This window comes from Ruegeria sp. AP12 (genome assembly GCF_056540025.1).
Map to the genome: position 1 here is coordinate 100,319 of NZ_JBQFVZ010000003.1, position 19,568 is coordinate 119,886.

18 protein-coding genes are annotated in these 19,568 nt (G+C 59.8%); 12 read left to right on the forward strand and 6 right to left on the reverse strand.

Annotation, left to right across the window (positions count from 1 at the left end; genetic code table 11):
* Positions 1-49: 49 nt before the first annotated feature.
* The 3 genes from ACR0E6_RS11420 to secA form a co-directional block, all read right to left on the reverse strand.
* Positions 50-1,606 carry a phosphate ABC transporter substrate-binding/OmpA family protein gene (locus ACR0E6_RS11420; RefSeq protein WP_480583379.1) on the reverse strand — a complete coding sequence of 519 codons (1,557 nt, stop codon included), beginning with the start codon at positions 1,604-1,606 and terminating at the stop codon, positions 50-52.
* A gap of 24 nt (positions 1,607-1,630) precedes the next feature.
* Complete coding sequence (locus tag ACR0E6_RS11425; RefSeq protein ID WP_480583383.1) at positions 1,631-2,551, reverse strand: hypothetical protein; 921 nt, start codon at positions 2,549-2,551, stop codon at positions 1,631-1,633.
* Between the two features lie 100 nt (positions 2,552-2,651).
* Positions 2,652-5,369: a preprotein translocase subunit SecA gene (gene secA / locus ACR0E6_RS11430; RefSeq protein ID WP_480583386.1), complete on the reverse strand. Its 2,718-nt coding sequence runs from the start codon at positions 5,367-5,369 to the stop codon at positions 2,652-2,654.
* A 176-nt stretch (positions 5,370-5,545) separates the two neighbouring features.
* Here secA and ACR0E6_RS11435 point away from each other — a divergent pair, with 176 nt between their 5' ends.
* The 3 genes from ACR0E6_RS11435 to mutT are packed head-to-tail and all read left to right on the forward strand — an operon-like array spanning position 5,546 to position 8,081.
* Positions 5,546-6,394 (forward strand): peptidylprolyl isomerase, encoded by an 849-nt coding sequence (locus tag ACR0E6_RS11435; RefSeq protein WP_170453412.1) that lies wholly within the window; start codon positions 5,546-5,548, stop codon positions 6,392-6,394.
* A 6-nt stretch (positions 6,395-6,400) separates the two neighbouring features.
* Positions 6,401-7,627 carry a bifunctional glutamate N-acetyltransferase/amino-acid acetyltransferase ArgJ gene (gene argJ / locus ACR0E6_RS11440; protein WP_480583391.1) on the forward strand — a complete coding sequence of 409 codons (1,227 nt, stop codon included), beginning with the start codon at positions 6,401-6,403 and terminating at the stop codon, positions 7,625-7,627.
* Between the two features lie 55 nt (positions 7,628-7,682).
* Positions 7,683-8,081: an 8-oxo-dGTP diphosphatase MutT gene (gene mutT, locus ACR0E6_RS11445; protein ID WP_170334201.1), complete on the forward strand. Its 399-nt coding sequence runs from the start codon at positions 7,683-7,685 to the stop codon at positions 8,079-8,081.
* 63 nt (positions 8,082-8,144) lie between these two features.
* Here mutT and ACR0E6_RS11450 read toward each other — a convergent pair whose 3' ends face one another.
* On the reverse strand, positions 8,145-8,363 hold the full coding sequence (locus ACR0E6_RS11450) for a GDCCVxC domain-containing (seleno)protein (RefSeq protein WP_480583394.1): 219 nt from the start codon (positions 8,361-8,363) through the stop codon (positions 8,145-8,147).
* Positions 8,364-8,367: 4 nt separating this feature from the next.
* Positions 8,368-8,691 (reverse strand): hypothetical protein, encoded by a 324-nt coding sequence (locus ACR0E6_RS11455; protein ID WP_480583397.1) that lies wholly within the window; start codon positions 8,689-8,691, stop codon positions 8,368-8,370.
* Between the two features lie 94 nt (positions 8,692-8,785).
* On the opposite strand from ACR0E6_RS11455, the gene ACR0E6_RS11460 reads away from it, so the two are divergent.
* Complete coding sequence (locus ACR0E6_RS11460) at positions 8,786-9,175, forward strand: MerR family transcriptional regulator (protein ID WP_480583400.1); 390 nt, start codon at positions 8,786-8,788, stop codon at positions 9,173-9,175.
* 114 nt (positions 9,176-9,289) lie between these two features.
* On the opposite strand, the gene ACR0E6_RS11465 is transcribed toward ACR0E6_RS11460, so the two are convergent.
* Entirely contained in the window at positions 9,290-10,411 is a 1,122-nt protein-coding gene (locus ACR0E6_RS11465; protein WP_170623438.1) for an amidinotransferase domain-containing protein, read from the reverse strand.
* 380 nt (positions 10,412-10,791) lie between these two features.
* Between ACR0E6_RS11465 and ACR0E6_RS11470 the strand changes: the two genes are divergently transcribed.
* The 8 genes from ACR0E6_RS11470 to ACR0E6_RS11505 all read left to right on the forward strand — a co-directional run bounded on the left by ACR0E6_RS11470 (position 10,792) and on the right by ACR0E6_RS11505 (position 19,525).
* A complete protein-coding gene (locus ACR0E6_RS11470; RefSeq protein WP_480583905.1) occupies positions 10,792-12,735 on the forward strand; it encodes an AMP-binding protein in 1,944 nt (647 codons plus the stop codon).
* Positions 12,736-12,810: 75 nt separating this feature from the next.
* Positions 12,811-13,629: an ABC transporter ATP-binding protein gene (locus ACR0E6_RS11475; protein ID WP_170453417.1), complete on the forward strand. Its 819-nt coding sequence runs from the start codon at positions 12,811-12,813 to the stop codon at positions 13,627-13,629.
* A gap of 29 nt (positions 13,630-13,658) precedes the next feature.
* Positions 13,659-14,645, forward strand: a complete 987-nt coding sequence (locus ACR0E6_RS11480) for a branched-chain amino acid ABC transporter permease (RefSeq protein WP_170453418.1) — start codon at positions 13,659-13,661, stop codon at positions 14,643-14,645.
* A 3-nt stretch (positions 14,646-14,648) separates the two neighbouring features.
* Positions 14,649-14,906 (forward strand): hypothetical protein, encoded by a 258-nt coding sequence (locus ACR0E6_RS11485; RefSeq protein WP_170521007.1) that lies wholly within the window; start codon positions 14,649-14,651, stop codon positions 14,904-14,906.
* Between the two features lie 3 nt (positions 14,907-14,909).
* A complete protein-coding gene (locus ACR0E6_RS11490) occupies positions 14,910-15,986 on the forward strand; it encodes a branched-chain amino acid ABC transporter permease (protein WP_170521009.1) in 1,077 nt (358 codons plus the stop codon).
* Between the two features lie 74 nt (positions 15,987-16,060).
* Complete coding sequence (locus ACR0E6_RS11495; RefSeq protein WP_170453421.1) at positions 16,061-17,344, forward strand: ABC transporter substrate-binding protein; 1,284 nt, start codon at positions 16,061-16,063, stop codon at positions 17,342-17,344.
* A gap of 110 nt (positions 17,345-17,454) precedes the next feature.
* Entirely contained in the window at positions 17,455-18,288 is an 834-nt protein-coding gene (locus tag ACR0E6_RS11500; protein WP_480583411.1) for an ABC transporter ATP-binding protein, read from the forward strand.
* A gap of 19 nt (positions 18,289-18,307) precedes the next feature.
* A complete protein-coding gene (locus tag ACR0E6_RS11505) occupies positions 18,308-19,525 on the forward strand; it encodes a phenylacetate--CoA ligase family protein (protein ID WP_480583414.1) in 1,218 nt (405 codons plus the stop codon).
* Positions 19,526-19,568: the final 43 nt, after the last annotated feature.

The following is a 19,568-nucleotide window of genomic DNA, read 5'->3' on the forward strand; positions in this document are numbered from 1 at the left end:
CGGATCAATTCACCCCCACCGTATTTTTGACGAGAAGAAGATGCGGGAGTTACTCGATCCAGATTTCGACACGCCGGTTGACCTTGCGGCCCCATTCGGTGTCATCACAGGCCATGGGCATGGCCTCGCCAAAGCCTTCGACCGAGATGTCGATGCTGTCGGGGATTTCGGTTTCAACTGCGGCCAGAACGGCGTTGCGGACGGTTTGGGCGCGGCGCAGGGCAATGCGGGCATTGGTGGCGGCGGCCCCGTCCCCGTCGCTGAAGCCTACAAAGACCAGCTTGCGGGCGTTCAGGGTGCCGGTTTCCAGCGCCTGCGCCAGATACAGGATGTTCGACCGCGATTGCGCATCTGGACGGGACGATCCGGGCTCGAACCGAACCGACAGGGACAGCCGGGCCATGGGGCGCAGGGCGTCGATCATGCGCTGGATTTCCTCTAGCCCGACCTCGGCCCCGCCCGAGACGATGGCGTTGGACAGACGATCCCCTTGCAATCCGATCCGCGTGGTTTCAGGCGCCTGATCCACATACCCGGCTTGCCGGATCGCCATCTGGGCGTCAGCGCTTTGGCTAAAGGCCAGAAACTGCCGCGCGATCCGGGGCAGGCGGCGTTCCGGCAGATAGAGGAACATGGGCAGGGTCAACGGGTAATCTTCGGTCTTGATGGCGTGGCGCGTTGCGGCCAGCCCGTGCCCGCATCCGCCCGTCAGGGGCAGGGCGCGGGCGGCATCAGCCGAGGCATGGCTGGTGATACCAATGGCGAATGAGTCCTTTGCCACCGCCTGCACCAGATCGCTGTTGCGCGCGTGGCGTATTGCGCCGGATGTCAGGTCTACGCCTACAGGTGCCAAAATCTGGTCCTCAACCGCCTGCGCCAGACCAGATCCGGCATCGGGCATATGCAACGCGATCGGCGCGTCCGGCCCGCCCAGATCGGACCAGTTGGTGACCTCACCCGCCAGTACGCGGGCCAGATCAGACGGGGAAATCTGCGCCGCGATGTTGTCTTTGGCCACCACCGGCACGATGGCATCCAGAGCAATGACGCGGGATCGCCGCGCGCGGGTCAGATCGCCTAGCCCGGCCTGTTGGGCCGCGTCAACTTCGCCGTCGCGGATTTCGCGCAGGGCCATGACGATGTCGGCGGTGTTTTGGGTCAGGTCGGCAAATCCCTGATCCGTATTGCCTACACGGAAGAACAGACGGGCCAGCGGGGCCTGCCGGTCGGCCTGAAACAGCTCGTATGCAAAGGTGCGTTCATCCACTCGTTTCGGCGTAGCGGTCAGCCCTTCTTGCCGGGCAAAGCCGATGATCAGCGCGGGCAGAACTGTTTCGGCCATCACGGACGAGCCGGAAAACCGGACCTCGGCCACGAAATCGATCAGGTTCGGGCAGGCGGGGCCGTCGCAGGTGACGCCCGAGCCGTCGACCGTCAGCTCGCCGAACTGAGTGTCGACGCGGTAGAATTCGCCGTCGAAACCAAGCAGGTTGCCAGTAATCTCGACCTTGCCGTCATGCGAGGTGAGCGTGATGTCCTGTGCTGCCGCACCGGCTCCAAGGATTGCGGAAATCAGCGCGGCCACCGCCACACGGAAGAATGTCATAAGAGAGTCGAGCCTGCCTGCGGATTACTTTGCCGCAATTGTCAGGTCTGAGAGCAGATTATTCAACACCAGAAACTCACCGGTTTGCGTGCAGTCCGGCACGGCGAGGCTCAGGTCGCGGGATCGCAGGCGGTTGTCTGCCCGCAATTCGATGGATTGCACGTTCAGATCGCGGCCGCAGTTGGTTTCTGTGACCTCGGCCTCGACCGTCAGATCGATGGTTCCGGATTGTTGCGACTGGCCCGCCGGGAAAGAGTAGATCTCGATATTATTGGCATCGACTAGACCGGTGTGGCCCAGGCTTACGACGCTGCCGGCCCCGGCGGTTGTGCTGTCCGCCCAGATATGGCCTTCGCCGCCATAGCTTGCGCCAAATTCCAATGCGTGGATCTGCAGGGCTGTATCGCCTTGCCATTGCAGCGCGACGCGGTCGTATTGGGTGATGTCCGGCACATGGGTTGTGGCGACGGTACCGGATTGATCCGGGAACGAGATCAGGAAGATCGCGTATTCCGAAAGCGCCGGGATGGTCACGTTCAGCGCACCGTTTTCGTCGGTGATCTGAGTCACGGTCAGGCCGCTGTGATGAATATTCACCCGTGCGTTGCTTTGGCAGGGGGATTTGATGCTTAGCCGGGCCTGCGCACCGGGTACGGCAATGGCCCGCGCGGTCAGGTTGCAGTTTTGATGCGGTTCTCTGGCCTGCGGTTCAGCGCGCGTGGGTTCAACTGTGACGGTCTTTTGGCCGCTATCGGCGTCATTGGGGGAGGCAGATGTCAGGACGATGCTGTCCAGCCCTGCCAGAACCGAATTCTGATTGGTCAAAGAGGCAGTATCCTGCGCCCCGTTCGACTGCGCAGCACTTCCATTTTGCATCAGGTAACCAATCGCCAGGGCACAGGCTACTGTGCCGCACATGGTCACGTAATTCCGTACTACAAACAAGACACCCTCCCCAGTTGAAGGAGCGAGTCGGACATTCGCCCCGAATCGAGGCCAATTTGTGGCCGCGAGACGGACTCATTGTGATTGGTTAACGTTGACGTTAGGTCAGTCTGCCATGGCAATGTTTGAATTTCTTGCCAGACCCGCACGGGCAGGGATCATTGCGCTTTGGATTGCCCCAGGTCGCGGGATCGTTTTCGTCAAAGCCCGGCAACGCATCGCCCGAGGCGGCGGCTTCTGCCTTTGCCTCGGCCTGACCTGCGGCCCGATCGACCGCCTGCTGCGCCTGCGCCTGTTGCGCGGCCATCTGGGCCAGCATTTCCTTTTGCTCTTCCTCGGTCAGCGGGCGTACGCGAGACAGTTGCTGCGATACGGTTTCGCGTAAGGAGTCCAGCATGCCTTCGAACAGTTGGAAGCTTTCGGTCTTGTATTCGTTCAGCGGATCGCGCTGGGCATACCCGCGGAAACCCACGACTGAACGCAGATGCTCCAGCGTCAGCAGATGCTCGCGCCATTTGCTGTCGATGGTTTGCAGCAGGACCTGTTTTTCGATGTTGCGCATGTTCTCGGGGCCAAAGGCCACGGCCTTCTGCGCCATCATCTCATCGGCGGCCTTGATCAGACGCTCGCGGACCTGTTCGTCATCCACGCCTTCCTCGGCGGCCCAGTCCTGAACCGGCGCGTCAATGGTCAGCTTGTCCTTGATCGCCTCGTGCAGACCATCGGTATCCCACTGATCGGCATAGGATTTCGGCGGCATGTATTCGTCGATCAGATCGTCGATCACCTGCTCGCGCATGTCCGACACGATCTCGGACAGGTCGTCTGCGGACATGATCTCGCGCCGTTGGCTAAAGACCACTTTCCGCTGATCGTTCATCACATCGTCGAACTTCAACACGTTCTTGCGCATGTCAAAGTTACGGCCTTCGACCTTGGATTGCGCCCGTTCCAGCGACTTGTTCACCCAGGGGTGGACGATGGCCTCGCCTTCCTTCATGCCCAGCGTGGTCAGCACCTTGTCCAGCCGTTCCGAGCCGAAGATGCGCATCAGGTCGTCTTCGAGGCTCAGGTAGAACACAGTGCGGCCCGGGTCGCCCTGACGGCCCGAGCGGCCGCGAAGCTGGTTGTCGATACGGCGGCTTTCGTGCCGTTCCGAGGCCATGACGTAAAGGCCACCGGCCTCCAGCACCTTCTGTTTTTCTTCAGCATGACGCGCCTCTTCCGCAGCGCGCAGTTCGACGGGATCGGCCTCGGGGTTTTCGGCCAGTGCCTGCAGAACCTTCATTTCCACGTTGCCGCCCAGCTGAATATCGGTGCCCCGACCGGCCATGTTGGTGGCGATGGTCACCGCGCCATAGCGGCCAGCATCGGCAACGATCTGGGCCTCTTGTTCATGCTGGCGGGCGTTCAGGACGTTATGCTCGATGCCTTCTTTGGTCAGCATCTGGCTGAGCACTTCGGATTTCTCGATCGAGGTGGTGCCGATCAGCACCGGCTGACCCTTGGCGCTGGCCTCTTTCGCCTCCTGGATGATCGCGCCGTATTTCTCCATCGCGGTGCGATAGACCTGATCGTCCTCGTCCAGACGGGCAATCGGTTTATTGGTCGGCACTTCGACGACGCCCAGGCCGTAGATTTCAGCAAATTCTTCGGCCTCGGTCAGCGCCGTGCCGGTCATGCCGCCCAGCTTGTCATAAAGGCGGAAGTAGTTCTGGAAGGTCACGCTGGCCAGCGTCACGTTTTCGGGCTGGATCTGGACGTTTTCCTTGGCCTCGATGGCCTGATGCAGACCTTCGGACAGGCGGCGGCCCGGCATCATACGACCGGTGAATTCGTCGATCAGAACAACATTTCCGTCGCGGACGATGTAATCCTTGTCGCGCTGGAACAGTTTGTGTGCGCGCAGGCCTTGGTTGACGTGATGCACGACGGTGGTGCTTTCCGGATCATACAGGGAATGGCCTTCGGGGATCAGCCCCGCGTCCAGCAATTGCTGTTCAAGGAACTCGTTGCCTTCATCGGTGAAGGTCACGTTGCGGGACTTTTCATCCAGCGAGAAATGATCGTCACTCAGCGACGGGATCAGCGCATCAATCGCGGTGTAAAGATCCGAGCGGTCCTGCGACGGGCCCGAGATGATCAGCGGCGTCCGCGCCTCATCGATCAGGATCGAGTCGACCTCGTCCACAATCGCGAAATTGTGGTGCTTCTGGTAAATCTCGGCCAGATCGGCCTTCATATTGTCGCGCAGATAGTCGAAACCCAGCTCATTATTGGTGGCATAGGTCACGTCACAGGCATAAGCGGCCTTTTTCTCGGCATCGGGTTGCCCCGACCAGATCACGCCGGTGGTCATACCCACAGCCGCAAACACCTTGCCCATCCACTCGGCATCCCGCTTGGCGAGGTATTCGTTGACCGTGACAACATGCACGCCCTTACCGGTCAGCGCGTTCAGATAGGCGGGGAAGGTGGCGACCAGTGTCTTACCCTCACCCGTTTTCATTTCCGAGATGTTGCCCTGATGCAGAAACGCACCGCCCATAAGCTGCACGTCAAAGGCGCGCAGACCCAGCGCGCGCTTGGCCCCTTCGCGCACATTGGCAAAGGCTTCGGGCAGCAGGTCATCCAGGCTTTCGCCATCCAGCGCGCGCTTGCGCAGCTCGGCGGTCTTTTCGATCAGCCCTTCGTCGGACAGGTTCTCGAACTCGGGCTCCAGCGCGTTGATCTTTTCGATCAGGGGGCGGGTCGCCTTGATCTTGCGGTCGTTCGGTGTTCCGAACACCTTTTTGGCGAGCGTTCCGAGTCCCAGCATGTTCACTCCAGCGGATCTGTTCTTGTCTTGGTTGCGACAGGCTTGCCCACCTTGCGCGCAACCCATAGATACGGGGGGTGAAAGGCGGCCCTGTCCAAGGCTTCAAAGCGATGTAAGCGGCAGGTTCTGAAGTGTCAACGCTGCGCCCTGTCGCGGCAAAGAAATAGGATTGATCCATGCCCAAAGGCCTCACTTTTCTGCCATCTCTGGCGCTTGCTGCCGTGATGGCCCTGCCGCTGGCCGCCGAAACCAAGCCTGATGCAGGCACCGTCGTCGCCCGTGTGAACGGGGATGAGATCACATTGGGTCACGTCATCGCCATGGCCACGAACCTTCCGGCGCAGTATCAACAGGCTGAAGATGACGTGCTGTTCGACTTCATCCTTGAACAGCTGATCCAGCAGCAATTGCTGAGCCAGGAACAGGGCGACTTGTCCAAACTGAACGAAATCGCGCTTGAAAATGAGCGTCGCTCGCTGAAAGCGGTGCAGGCGGTCGAAGCCCTGACCGATGCCGCCGTCACGGATGAGGCCATTCGGGCCGCTTATGACGCCCAGTTTGCAGATTTCGCGGGCGAGGATGAGTTCGACGCCAGCCATATCCTGGTAGATACCGAGGAAGAGGCCAAGGTCATCAAATCGCAACTGGACGATGGTGCGGATTTTGCCGAGTTGGCGCGCGAACGGTCCACAGGCCCCTCGGGCCCCAATGGCGGCGCGCTGGGCTGGTTCGGCAAGGGCCAGATGGTGCCCGCATTTGAAGAGGCCGTGATTGGTCTGGAAAAAGGTCAGGTGTCGGATCCGGTTCAAACCCAGTTCGGCTGGCATGTCATCATTCTGAACGACACCCGCAAATCCGAAGCGCCCGAGCTGGACACGATCCGCGATCAACTGGCTCAGACCATCCAGCAAGAGGCGATCCAGGCCCGCATCGATGAACTGACCCAGCAGGCTCAGATCGAGCGTCCGGCGCTGGAAGGGGCGGGCCCCGAAACGCTGCGCCAGATCGAACTGCTGCAGGAGTAATCTGCCGTGGCCACGATCACCAAGGTTTCGCCGCTGGCCCCGGCCAGTTTCCCCGATCTGCCTGCAATTGACGGTGTGCGCTTTGCCACCGTCGCGGCGGGTGTGCGCTATCAGGGTCGCACGGATGTCATGCTGGCCGTGCTGAACCCCGGAACATCTGTGGCAGGCGTATTCACCAAATCGGCCACCCGCGCCGCGCCGGTGCTGGATTGTCAGGACAAGATCGGCGGGCCAAGTGATGGCCCGGCGGCGATCCTTGTGAACTCGGGCAATGCCAACGCGTTTACCGGGCATTACGGCCAGACCTCGGTTTCCGAGGTGACGCAGGCCGTTGCGGATGCCACCGGCGTCCCGATCGGGCGAGTCTTTACCTCGTCCACCGGCGTGATCGGGGAACCCCTGCCGCATGATCGTATCGTGGCCCAGCTTGAGACGCTGAAATCGGGCCTCAGCCGGCACGCCATCGAAGACGCCGCGAAGGCGATCATGACCACCGATACCTTCCCGAAAGGGGCGTCGGCGCAGGTCGAGATTGATGGCAAAACTGTCTCTATTGCGGGGATTGCGAAGGGTTCCGGCATGATCGCGCCGGATATGGCGACCATGCTGGTCTACATCTTCACCGACGCGCAGGTGGACCAATCGGCGCTTCAGGCGATGCTGGGCGCGCAGACGAACCGCACGTTCAACTGCATCACCGTGGACAGCGATACCTCGACCTCGGACAGCCTGCTGCTGTGCGCCACCGGGGCGTCGGGTGTCGATGCCACCGGCAATGCAGCGTTTGCCGAAGCGTTGGAAAGCGTTATGCTGGATCTTGCCCAGCAAGTGGTGCGCGACGGTGAGGGGGCCACGAAATTCGTAGAAATTCGTGTGACCCGGGCCGCCTCGGACGCAGACGCCAAGGTACACGGTCTGGCGATTGCCAACTCTCCGCTGGTGAAAACCGCCATCGCGGGCGAGGACCCGAACTGGGGCCGCATCGTCATGGCCATCGGTAAATCCGGCGCGGCTGCGGATCGTGATCTGCTGAGCATTTCCTTCGGAGACATTCTGGTGGCCGAAAAAGGCTGGGTCAGCCCCGATTACCGCGAGGATGACGCCGCCGCCTATATGAAAGGTCAGAATCTGGTGATTGCCGTCGATCTGGGGCTGGGCGCGGGCAAATCCACCGTCTGGACCTGCGATCTGACCCACGGCTATATCGAGATCAACGCGGATTATCGCTCGTGAAACCGGAGCAATTCCAGCAAAAGTGGAGCCCGGTTTTGCGTCCGGGATTGCGACCATGAAAACAGTTCTTGTCTCAGCCGTCGCCCTGATCGACATCGAGGGCCGGGTTCTGCTGGCCCAACGCCCCGAGGGCAAATCGATGGCCGGTCTGTGGGAGTTCCCAGGCGGCAAGATCGAACCCGGCGAAACCCCCGAGGCCGCACTGATCCGCGAATTGCACGAGGAACTCGGCATCGACACCTGGGCCTCCTGCCTCGCACCGCTGACCTTCGCCAGCCACAGCTATGACGATTTCCACCTGCTGATGCCTCTGTTCGCCTGCCGCAAATGGGAGGGTATCCCGCAGTCGAAAGAGGGTCAGGCGCTGAAATGGGTGCGGGCGAATGACCTGCGGAACTATCCAATGCCTGCGGCGGATGTGCCGTTGATTCCGATCCTGCGGGATTGGTTGTAGTTGCGGGTTGGTGGCGAGGTTGTGGTCATTTGTCTGATTTGCGGGACGAAGCCGACCTTCGCTTTACCCGCAACAGCTACCGCCCAATTGGATTGGTGGGCATGGAACAGTGGCGTAAGAGCAGTATACACAACAATCGCCTTCCATGGGTTTCAAAACTGCTTCGCACGACTTGCACTCATAGAACCACTGGCAGGCATCCGTCGGCATTTCTTCGGTTTCGCTGTGCCCACAGATTGGGCACGTCAGTGTGCTTTCAAGCACTAGAGTTTGGTCCGTCATTGTCTCACATCTGCATAATCAGGAAATCGTTGATCCGGGCCTCGTAGAATACGACAACCCAAGCTAAACCGGTTATCGCGGTCGTTCCCCAAAGCCACCACTTCAACTTTGGTATTAATCCGCGCTGATGAGACATCAGCCAAGTTACCGCGACAAGTACGGTCGATATCGCCAGCACATAGTAGCTTGCCGCCGCGATCTTCCCGAAGATTGCCATCCAACTGCCGCCCAGTCCGAGCAGCATCATCGTCATGGGCAATACGCAGCAAGTTGCGACGCCAAGCGCGGACAGCGATCCCAGGTAACTGAGGCTAAGGTACTTCTGCATTTTTTCTGACGGCCCTTTTCGCGGGGAGTTGTCTAAGTGACATTCTTCCGTATAACTTCTGTAGTCGCTACAGGATCAAGCTGGGGAATCTCACGTGTTTGCGATTGGGGAAGCATCCCGTCAAAGCGGCGTCGGCATTGAAACGATCCGCTACTACGAGCGCGAAGGGATTGTGCCAAAGCCAGCACGGGCACCGAATAACCGGCGGATGTACTCTGCAGATGAGATTGGAAGTCTTCGTTTCCTAAAGAAATGCCGCGATTTGGGCTTCTCGCTCGCAGACGCAAAGACGCTACTTAACCTGTCCGAAGGCGAAGCCGAGGATTGTCAATCCGTCAAGCAGCTGGCCGAACTCCATATCTTCAACGTGCGTGCAAGGGTAGACGAACTGAGGCGCTTGGAAGCGGCGTTAGTCGAACTTACAGCCAACTGTGACAGCGGAAATGTCTCGTGTCCAATGCTGTCTAAGCTGCGCACTGAATAGTGGGCTTGGGGCACATTGCTGCCACTCCCGCAACACCCATGCGGCACCGTCTACTGATACAGAATGCAGATGCCCGGGCCATACCCCAGGCACCCTGTTTTCAATCCGAAAACCTCACATATTCGGGAAGTAATCCTCGCATTCGCCGTCGCGGTAGACGTCTGCCGTGCAGCAATGCAGACCGCCGCCAAAGGCGTAGGCGTCGCGGAGTTCGACCTCGACCACTTCCATGCCCAGCTTGTCCATCTGTTCGGCCTGATAGACCTCAGACTTTTCAACACAGACGGTTTTCGGGTCCAGCACCAGCACGTTCATCGACAGCCAGGTCGAGGAATAGCACAGCGGCGGCGGCGTGTTGTGGGCCGGCTGGGCGGCGTCCACGATCTCCCAGCCGTTTTTCTCGAACATGCCGCGCTGGTCTTCAGGCAGGCGGCGCTGCGGGTTGTTCAGGATCAGGCCGGGGCGCAGCGGCGTAAACGTCGCGTCGATATGGATCGGATAGGGGTCACCGGGGAAGTTCACCGTGTGGACGCGGTGGTCGGGGAAGTGACGGCGCAGCCACTCGATCCCCTTGAGGTTGGTGGTAAACCCATGCTGGACCACCAGATCGCGACCAAAACGCAGCACGTCGGCGGCATCGAACAGGGGCTCTTCTTCGGTGGTGACAAAGAACTTCTCGGCCGCCCATTGCAGGCGCTTTTCGACGCCGATTTTGTCGCTGAGGTAATCGGGATGGTAATCCGCATCGGTCAGGCGCGGCTTGGGTGCAGCCTCGTGGCGGAAGTTCGGGTCTTCGTCCCAGTATTGTTGCATCAGGGGGCGATAGTTCAGGTATTCGAACCAGCGGCAGCGGTAGGACATCGTCGCTTCGAGGATTTCGTGCCCAACGGTCAGCAGCACATCGCGCGGGGGCATACAGCCGAACTGGCTTTCGGTGTGAAAATCCGGAGTGGTAGCCGGTTGCGAATGATCAATCGACGTCGGGCGATCCACGCGAATACCGCGCTTGCGCAGTTGATCGGCGAAATTGTCCAGCAACTCGTTGGCCCGGTCGATGGTTTCCTGCGGGCGGCGGCCCCACTGGCCGCGCATGTCGCTGTCCTCGGGCACCTTGGCGTCCAGCGCGGGTTCCTCGGGCGGAATGTGGCAGTCATCCGCGCGGCCCACGATGACGTGGCGCAGGGTGTCCCATTCATTCCAGCTTTTGACTTCGGTTTTGTCGGGGGACCAGGCCATGGCTGTCTCCTGTTGTGGCGGAGATCAGGACGGGGCCCTCAATCTCCTGATTGAAAGTCCCGGCGTACAGGATATGGGGTTCGTCGCTGATTTACCTCTGGCGACGCCATCGCCAAAGAGCTTGACGGGCCACATAGCATTGCTTGCAGGCGTTGGGAAGAAGGGCGTTGCCAAGGTCACCCGGATTGGCGGCACGACCCCTGTTACAATTCGTAAGAATTGAGAAAACATCAGGAAAAAGTTGACGCTGATCGTGCAACCGTCCCTTATCGGGGCGCAGGTGTTCGGGCAACGACCCGGACCCGCCATTTCCGGCCCGGAGGAGGGGCCGGATGGGGAGGAGAGGAAGATTGGCTCAGACGCAGTCGGGCGCTGAGGGGATGCAGTCCCTTCCAGCGCTGTTACACCGCAATGTCACGCAGTTCGGGGATGCCCCGGCTTACCGCGAAAAGGAATTCGGGATCTGGCAATGCTGGACCTGGGCCGAGGCCGCGCGGGAAATCCGCGCCATCGCGCTGGGCTTTCTGGAACTGGGCGTCGAAAAGGGCGACCATATCGCCGTCATAGGCCGCAACCGTCCGGCGCATTACTGGTCAATGGTTGCCGCGCAGATGGTCGGCGCGGTACCTGTGCCGCTGTATCAGGACTCGGTCGCCGAAGAGATGGCCTATGTGCTGGAACATTGCGGCGCGAAATACGTTGTCTGCGGCGATCAGGAGCAGGTCGACAAGGTCATCGAAATTCAGGAAAACGTGCATCAGGTCAAACACATCCTCTATACCGACAAGCGAGGGATGCGGAAATACGACCATTCCCAGATGAATGCGCTTGAGGACATCATGGCCGAGGGCAGCGCCGGTCACGCGCGGTTTGATGCGGAACTGGACAAGCGTATCTCCGCGATCACCTATGACGACACCTGCGTGATGCTTTATACCTCCGGCACCACCGGCAAGCCCAAGGGCGTGGTGTTGTCGAACCGGAACGTGATCGAAAGCGCCAAGAACTCGGCCGAATTCGATCACCTGACCCGGAACGAAGACATCCTGTCTTATCTGCCGATGGCCTGGGTGGGCGATTTCATCTTTTCCGTTGGTCAGGCCTATTGGTGCGGTTTCTGCGTGAACTGCCCCGAAAGCGCCGACACGATGATGACCGACCTGCGCGAGATCGGGCCAACCTATTTCTTTGCCCCGCCGCGCGTTTTTGAGACTCAGCTGACCAATGTGATGATCCGGATGGAGGATGCGGGCAAGCTGAAGCAGCGCATGTTCCATCACTTCATGGCACATGCCAAGAAGGTTGGTGGCTTGCTGCTGGACGGCAAACCGGTGGGTTTTGGCGACCGGTTGAAATACGCGCTGGGCAATCTGCTGGTTTATGGACCGCTCAAGGACACGCTGGGCTATGGTCGTTTCCGCGTGGGCTATACCGCGGGCGAGGCGATCGGGCCGGAGATTTTCGACTTTTACCGCTCGCTTGGGATCAATCTAAAGCAGCTTTATGGCCAGACCGAAGCGACGGTGTTCATTACCGTGCAGCCGGATGGTGAAGTACGTGCGGATACGGTGGGCGTGCCTGCGCCGGATGTTGAGTTGAAAATCGACGACAGCGGCGAGATTCACTACCGCTCGCCCGGGGTTTTTGTTGAGTATTACAACAACCCGGATTCAACCGCCTCGACCAAGGATGCCGAAGGCTGGGTTGCGACCGGGGATGCGGGGTTCATCGAGGAAGGCAGCGGCCATCTTCGGATCATCGACCGCGCCAAGGACGTTGGCAAAATGGCTGACGGGTCGATGTTTGCGCCGAAATATGTCGAGAACAAGCTGAAATTCTATCCCGACATTCTTGAGGTCGTGCTGTTTGGCAACGGCAAGGATCGCTGCGTGGCGTTCATCAATATCGACCTGACGGCGGTGGGCAACTGGGCAGAGCGCAACAATGTGGCCTATGCGTCCTATCAGGAACTGGCGGGTCATCCCCGTGTATTGGAGACGATCAAGGCCCATGTGGAAGCGGTGAACAAATCCGTTGCCGCCGATGAGATGCTGTCGGGCTGTCAGGTGCATCGCTTTGTGGTGCTGCACAAGGAACTGGACGCGGATGATGGTGAGATGACCCGGACGCGCAAGGTGCGGCGTCGGTTCGTGGAAGAGAAATTCCAGGACATCATCGATGCGCTTTATGACGGATCCCAGTCGGTCTCGACCACCACCGAGGTGACGTATGAGGACGGTCGCAAGGGCTCGATCAGCGCCACGCTGGAGATTGTCGACGCGCCGGTTGTGCCGGTCGCACAGCATAAGGTGGCGGCGGAATGAGGGCCGTTCGAGCGCCGCTCGACCTGCGGTCATCGCCCCGCCCGCCGTCCCGTTTTTTGTGTCAGGGAGTGACTGATGCTGGATAGTTCCGAAGGATATGTCACCGAAGACGGCCGCAAGATCGGCGGTGTGGTGATGGAGATGAAGAACATCACCCTGCGGTTCGGCGGTGTGGTGGCGATCAAGGATATCTCGTTCGACATTCGCGAGGGTGAAATCCGGGCCATCATCGGGCCGAACGGGGCGGGTAAATCCTCGATGCTGAACGTGATTTCGGGCTTTTATGTCCCGCAGGAAGGCGAGGTCTGGTTTCACGGCGCGAAACGCCCGCCGATGCGTCCCTATGAAGTGGCGCGGCAGGGGATCGCGCGGACGTTCCAGAACATCGCCCTGTTCGAAGGCATGAGCGTGCTGGACAACGTCATGACCGGGCGGTTGAACTATATGAAAACCAACATCCTTCAACAGGCACTGTGGAAGGGCAAGGCCGAGGCGGAAGAGACCGAAAACCGCGAGGCGGTCGAGAAGATCATCGATTTTCTGGAAATCCAGCACATCCGCAAGACACCCGTCGCGCGCCTGCCTTACGGTTTGAAAAAGCGCGTCGAACTGGCCCGCGCGCTGGCCGCAGAGCCCAAACTGCTGCTGCTGGACGAACCGATGGCGGGGATGAATGTCGAAGAGAAAGAGGACATGAGCCGCTTTATCCTCGACGTGAATGACGAGTTCGGCACCACCATCGCCCTGATCGAGCATGATATGGGCGTGGTGATGGACCTGAGCGACCGGGTGGTCGTGATGGATTACGGCAAGAAGATTGGCGACGGCACACCCGATGAGGTGCGCAACAATCAGGAAGTCATCGACGCTTATCTGGGGGTCAGCCATGACTGATATCCGGGCAGATATTTGGGGAGGCGAGCATGCCTGAACAACTCGTTTTTGCGATGGAGGTCATCCTCAACGGTCTGATGGCCGGGGTGCTTTATGCTCTGGTCGCGCTGGGCTTTGTGCTGATCTACAAGGCGTCGGGGATTTTCAATTATGCCCAAGGGGTAATGGCCCTGTTTGCGGCGATGACGCTGGTGGGGATCATGAACGGACAGGTGCCGTTTGCGCATCTGATCAACGCGATTTTCGGCACGCATATCCATTATTTCGGCTGGAACGTGCCCGCGCTGCTTGCGGTTATTCTGACCATGGCAGTGATGGTGTTGCTGGCCTGGGCGGTGCAACGGTTCGTCATGCGCCATCTGGTCGGGCAGGAACCGATCATCCTGTTCATGGCCACAATCGGTCTGGCCTATTTCCTCGAAGGTGTGGCCGACCTGATGTGGGGGTCCGAGATCAAGACGCTGGATGTGGGGCTGCCGCAGGGTATCAACCTGTGGATTGACGAGACCACCTTTAACATCTTCGACTACGGCTTTTTCATCGACAATCTGGATATTGTGGCGACGGTCATTGCCGCGCTGCTGGTGGCCGCGCTGGTCGCGTTCAGCCAGTACACCAAGCAAGGCCGGGCGATGCGCGCGGTGGCCGATGACCATCAGGCGGCGCTGTCGGTGGGGATTTCGCTGAACTTCATCTGGGTCATGGTCTGGTCGGTGGCCGGGTTCGTGGCGCTGGTAGCCGGCATCATGTGGGGCACCAAATCGGGCGTGCAGTTCTCGCTGAGCCTGATCGCGCTCAAGGCGTTGCCGGTGCTGATGCTGGGCGGGTTCACCTCGATCCCCGGGGCCATCGTTGGCGGGCTGATCATCGGCGTGGGTGAGAAGTTGTTCGAGTTTGCGCTGGGCCCCGCATTGGGCGGCGCGACCGAGAACTGGTTTGCCTATGTGCTGGCGCTGATCTTCCTTGTCTTCCGGCCGCAGGGCCTGTTCGGCGAGAAGATCATTGAGAGGGTGTAGGCCGTGCAAAAGCTGATCGCCATCATCAACGTGATCGCATGGGCTGGCTTCTGGGCCTTTGGCTATATCGCCATCACCGCCGAAGGCCTGACGGACGCTCAGTTGGTGGTCGCAGCGATCCTGGCCTTTGTCGGGCTGGTTACCGGCATCATGGCCTACATGAAACTGGTGCGTTCGTCCGAGGCGAGCGGATACGCCAAGGGATCAAAACAACTGGACGCCGCGACCCGGAACCGGGCGCAGGAAGAATGGGGAAAGTAAGATATGTTCTATCGTGAGGCCGGAGATTTCAAAACCTCCTATGTCGCTGACAGCCAGACTTTCCCGATCAAGTTTGACCGGTATCGGTACTACGTCGTGCTGGCGGTGGCGTTCGGGATCATTCCGTTCATCATCAACGATTACTGGGCCAACGCCCTGCTGCTGCCGTTCCTGATCTATGCCATCGCGGCCATCGGGCTGAACATTCTGGTGGGCTATTGCGGGCAGGTGTCATTGGGCACCGGCGGGTTCATGGCTGTGGGGGCTTATGCCTGCTACAAGCTGATGACCGCCTTTCCCGATGTCAGCATGTTCGTCCATGTGCTGCTTGCGGGCGGGATCACCGCCATTGTCGGCGTGTTGTTCGGTCTGCCAAGCTTGCGGATCAAGGGGTTCTATCTGGCGGTGGCCACACTGGCGGCGCAGTTCTTTCTGGTGTGGCTGTTCAACCGGGTGCCGTGGTTCTACAACTACTCGGCCTCGGGCCAGATCAACGCGCCCGAGCGGGACGTGTTCGGGATCATCATCACCGGACCCAATGCTCCGGCCTGGGCCACCTATCTGTTCTGCCTGATCTTCCTGACTGTGTCCGCCATCATCGCCCGCAACCTGACGCGCGGCACCACGGGGCGCACCTGGATGGCGATCCGCGACATGGACATCGCGGCCGAGATCATCGGGGTGAACCCGCTCAAGGCCAAGATCAGCGCCTTTGCTGTCAGCTCTTTCTTTGTCGGCATCGCGGGTGCGCTGTTCTTTGCGGTCTATCTGGGCGCGGTCGAAGTGGGCGAAGTGTTCGGCATCCAGAAGTCATTCCTGGTGCTGTTCATGGTGATTATCGGCGGGTTAGGATCGATTTTCGGGTCCTTCGCCGGGGCGGCCTTCCTTGTGCTGCTGCCGGTGGTGCTGAAGGTGGTCGGCGTCGATGTGCTGGGCTGGCCCACCGATATCGTGGCGCACCTGAACCTCGTGATCGTGGGTGCGCTGATCATCATGTTCCTGATCCTTGAACCGCACGGGCTGGCACAGCTGTGGCGCGTGGCGAAAGAGAAACTCAGACTCTGGCCGTTCCCGCACTAAGGGGCTGGCCCAATCAAAAAGACGGGCGGAAAGCCCGAAACCAACATCGGATCAACCAAGGGAGGAGACACCCGATGAACAAGAAACTGGCAACCCTGGCGCTGGGCGCTGTGATGGCCGCAGGTCCGGTCATGGCCGACCTTGTGTTCCCGTCGCTCAGCTATCGGACCGGACCCTATGCGGCAGGCGGTATTCCGTTTGCGGATGGCTATGCCGACTATTTCACCCTGCTCAACGAGCGCGATGGTGGCATCGGAGGTGTCCCAGCCCGCGTGATCGAATGCGAAACCGGCTATAACACCGAAAAAGGCGTGGAATGCTATGAATCTACCAAGGGCGAAGGCGCGCTGGTCTATCAGCCGCTGTCGACCGGGATTACCTATCAGCTGATCCCCAAAGTGACCGCAGATGGCATTCCGCTGCACACGATGGGCTATGGCCGCACCTCGGCTGCGAACGGCAAAGTGTTCAGCCATGTGTTCAACTATCCGGCCAACTATTGGAACGGTGCCTCGGGCGCGATCAACTATCTGCTGGACGAGAATGGTGGTGACCTGAACGGCAAGAAAATTGCGCTGGTCTATCACAACTCGGCTTACGGCAAGGAACCGATCCGCACGCTGGAAACACTGGCCGAAAAGCATGGCTATGACCTGACCCTGCTGCCCGTGGATCATCCGGGGCAAGAGCAAAAGTCGCAGTGGCTGCAGATCCGCCGTGAAAAGCCCGATTATGTGATCATGTGGGGCTGGGGCGTGATGAACCAGGTTGCCGTACAAGAGGCCGCCAATATCCGCTTCCCGATGGAAAACTTCATCGGCGTCTGGTGGTCTGGCGCTGAATTCGACGTGGAACCTGCGGGTGATAAAGCCACTGGCTACAAGGCGCTGACCTTCACCGGTCTCGGCATGGACTATCCGGTCTATGACGACCTGCAGAAATATGTCGTCGATGCGGGCAAAGCGGCAGGCGCAGGTGATCAGCTTGGTACGGTTCAGTACAACCGTGGTCTCTATGCTGCGATGCTGGCTGCCGAGGCGGTGAAGACTGCGCAGGACATGCACGGAACTGCTGAAATCGACGCGTCGATGATGCGCGATGGCATGGAGGCACTGGAAATCACCAGCGCCAAGATGGAAGGCTTGGGCATGTCGGGCTTCGGGCCTGAATTCTCGGTCAGCTGTGACAACCATGGTGGCCCCGGCCTGGTCGGCGTCGTGCAGTGGGATGCCGCCGCAGGAACCTGGAATTCGGTTCAGGACTTCAAGCCTACCGATGTCGAGGTGATCAACGCGCTGATCGAGGAAGACTCGGCCGCTTATGCCGCCGAAAACAACATCGAAGGGCGTTGCGAATAAGCGACCCCCTGTCCCGGTCCTGATCCGGGGCGCTGAAAATCCGGAGCGGCGGTTGCACTGCCGCTCCTCACGAACAGCCCCTTCGGGGGCAGGCACGAGGACACGCGCTGATGCTTGATGCGGCACACACCACCGAAGTGCAGGCAGAAACCCTGCTTGAGGTCAACAATATCGAGGTGATCTACAACCATGTGATCCTTGTGCTGAAAGGCGTCAGCCTGACCGTACCCAAGGGCGGTATCACGGCTTTGCTGGGTGGCAATGGTGCGGGTAAGACAACAACGCTGAAAGCTGTATCGAACCTGCTGCATTCGGAACGGGGCGAGGTCACCAAGGGCTCGATCAAATATCGCGGCCAAAGCGTGCATGAAAGCGACCCCGCCGATTTGGTGGAAAAAGGCGTCATCCAAGTGATGGAAGGCCGCCACTGTTTCGAACACCTGACGGTCGAGGAAAACCTGTTGACCGGGGCCTATACCCGTAAAGACGGCAATGCCGCGATCCAACAGGATCTGGAACTGGTCTATAGTTATTTCCCCCGTCTGAAAGAACGCCGCAAATCCCAGGCCGGTTATACCTCGGGTGGGGAACAGCAGATGGTGGCGATGGGCCGGGCGCTGATGTCACGACCCGAGACGATCCTGCTGGACGAACCCTCGATGGGTCTTGCGCCGCAGCTGGTCGAAGAGATTTTCGGCATCGTGAAGGAGTTGAACGAGAAAGAGGGCGTGTCTTTCCTGCTGGCCGAACAGAACACCAATGTGGCGCTGCGCTTTGCGCACTACGGCTACATTCTGGAATCGGGCCGCGTGGTGATGGACGGCCCCGCCGCCGAGTTGCGCGAAAACCCGGATGTGAAAGAATTCTACCTTGGCATGTCGGATGAAGGCCGCAAGAGCTTTCGCGACGTCCGCTCGTACCGTCGCCGCAAGCGGTGGTTGTGATCTGATGGAGGATATGGCGATGACCTATTTCGACACACTCGAAACGCGCTCAGCCGACGAACGCGCCTCGGATCAGGCCGCCGCTTTGCGCGCGCAGCTGGAACGGGCGAAATCTTCTCCGGGCTTTACGGCGCATCTGGCAGGAAAAGACACTAATAAAGTGGAATCGGCGGATGATCTGCCCATGTTGCCGGTATTGCGCAAATCGGACCTGACCCGCGCGCAAGCCAGTCGTCCGCCCTTTGGCGGCTTCACGGTGAAACCGGCGCGGCACTTTCATCACGTGTTCCAATCCCCCGGCCCGATTTACGAGCCGGGCAGCACCGATCACGATTGGTGGCGCATGGGGCGTTTCCTGAACGCAGTGGGTGTTGGGGCGGGCGATATCGTTCAGAACTGTTTCGGCTATCACCTGACACCTGCGGGCATGATCTTTGAAAACGGCGCACGCGCGGTTGGCGCTGCGGTTCTGCCCGCCGGAACCGGCCAGACCGAATTGCAGGTCACAGCGGCGCGCGATGTCGGATGTACCGCTTATGCCGGCACGCCGGACTATCTGAAGGTCATTCTGGACAAGGCGGACGCGATGGGCGTTGCGCTGAACTTCTCGAAGGCGGCAGTGGGGGGCGGTGCGCTGTTCCCGTCACTGCGGCAGGAATATTCGGATCGCGGGATTTCCTGCCTGCAATGCTATGCCACGGCTGATCTGGGCAATGTCGCTTATGAAAGCGCCGCGATGGAAGGAATGATCATTGACGAGCATGTCATCGTCGAGATCGTGACCCCCGGAACCGGCATTCCAGTGGCCATTGGTGAAGTGGGTGAGGTTGTCGTGACCTCGCTGAACCCCGACTATCCCCTGATCCGGTTCGCGACCGGAGACCTGTCGGCGCTAATGCCCGGCGTCTCGCCCTGCGGTCGGACCAATATGCGGATCAAGGGCTGGATGGGCCGTGCTGATCAGACCACCAAGATCAAGGGCATGTTCGTGCGACCGGAACAGGTGGCGGCTCTGGTCGAAAAACACGACGAGATCGTCAAAGCCCGCGTGATCGCCGCGCGTCAGGGTGAGATGGACACCATGACCGTCCAGATCGAAAGCCCGGGCGGGGATGACACGGCCTATGCCAAATCGGTCGCCGAGGTGCTGAAACTGAAAGGCGCCATCGAGGTTGTCGCCCCCGGATCGCTGCCGAAAGACGGTTTGGTGATCGAGGATCAGCGGGTTTATGAATGACACCCGCGTAAGGCGAGGTTTTCTTCGCCTTACGTTTGACGAA

Excerpts from the sequence above, each read along its gene's own strand:
- ACR0E6_RS11420 (WP_480583379.1), bottom strand. The coding sequence starts at position 1,606 with ATGACATTCTTCCGTGTGGCGGTGGCCGCGCTGATTTCCGCAATCCTT.
- secA (WP_480583386.1), bottom strand. The coding sequence starts at position 5,369 with ATGCTGGGACTCGGAACGCTCGCCAAAAAGGTGTTCGGAACACCGAAC.
- ACR0E6_RS11435 (WP_170453412.1), top strand. The coding sequence starts at position 5,546 with ATGCCCAAAGGCCTCACTTTTCTGCCATCTCTGGCGCTTGCTGCCGTG.
- mutT (WP_170334201.1), top strand. The coding sequence starts at position 7,683 with ATGAAAACAGTTCTTGTCTCAGCCGTCGCCCTGATCGACATCGAGGGC.
- ACR0E6_RS11450 (WP_480583394.1), bottom strand. The coding sequence starts at position 8,363 with ATGACGGACCAAACTCTAGTGCTTGAAAGCACACTGACGTGCCCAATC.
- ACR0E6_RS11455 (WP_480583397.1), bottom strand. The coding sequence starts at position 8,691 with ATGCAGAAGTACCTTAGCCTCAGTTACCTGGGATCGCTGTCCGCGCTT.
- ACR0E6_RS11465 (WP_170623438.1), bottom strand. The coding sequence starts at position 10,411 with ATGGCCTGGTCCCCCGACAAAACCGAAGTCAAAAGCTGGAATGAATGG.
- ACR0E6_RS11470 (WP_480583905.1), top strand. The coding sequence starts at position 10,792 with ATGCAGTCCCTTCCAGCGCTGTTACACCGCAATGTCACGCAGTTCGGG.
- ACR0E6_RS11475 (WP_170453417.1), top strand. The coding sequence starts at position 12,811 with ATGCTGGATAGTTCCGAAGGATATGTCACCGAAGACGGCCGCAAGATC.
- ACR0E6_RS11480 (WP_170453418.1), top strand. The coding sequence starts at position 13,659 with ATGCCTGAACAACTCGTTTTTGCGATGGAGGTCATCCTCAACGGTCTG.
- ACR0E6_RS11490 (WP_170521009.1), top strand. The coding sequence starts at position 14,910 with ATGTTCTATCGTGAGGCCGGAGATTTCAAAACCTCCTATGTCGCTGAC.
- ACR0E6_RS11495 (WP_170453421.1), top strand. The coding sequence starts at position 16,061 with ATGAACAAGAAACTGGCAACCCTGGCGCTGGGCGCTGTGATGGCCGCA.
- ACR0E6_RS11500 (WP_480583411.1), top strand. The coding sequence starts at position 17,455 with ATGCTTGATGCGGCACACACCACCGAAGTGCAGGCAGAAACCCTGCTT.
- ACR0E6_RS11505 (WP_480583414.1), top strand. The coding sequence starts at position 18,308 with ATGACCTATTTCGACACACTCGAAACGCGCTCAGCCGACGAACGCGCC.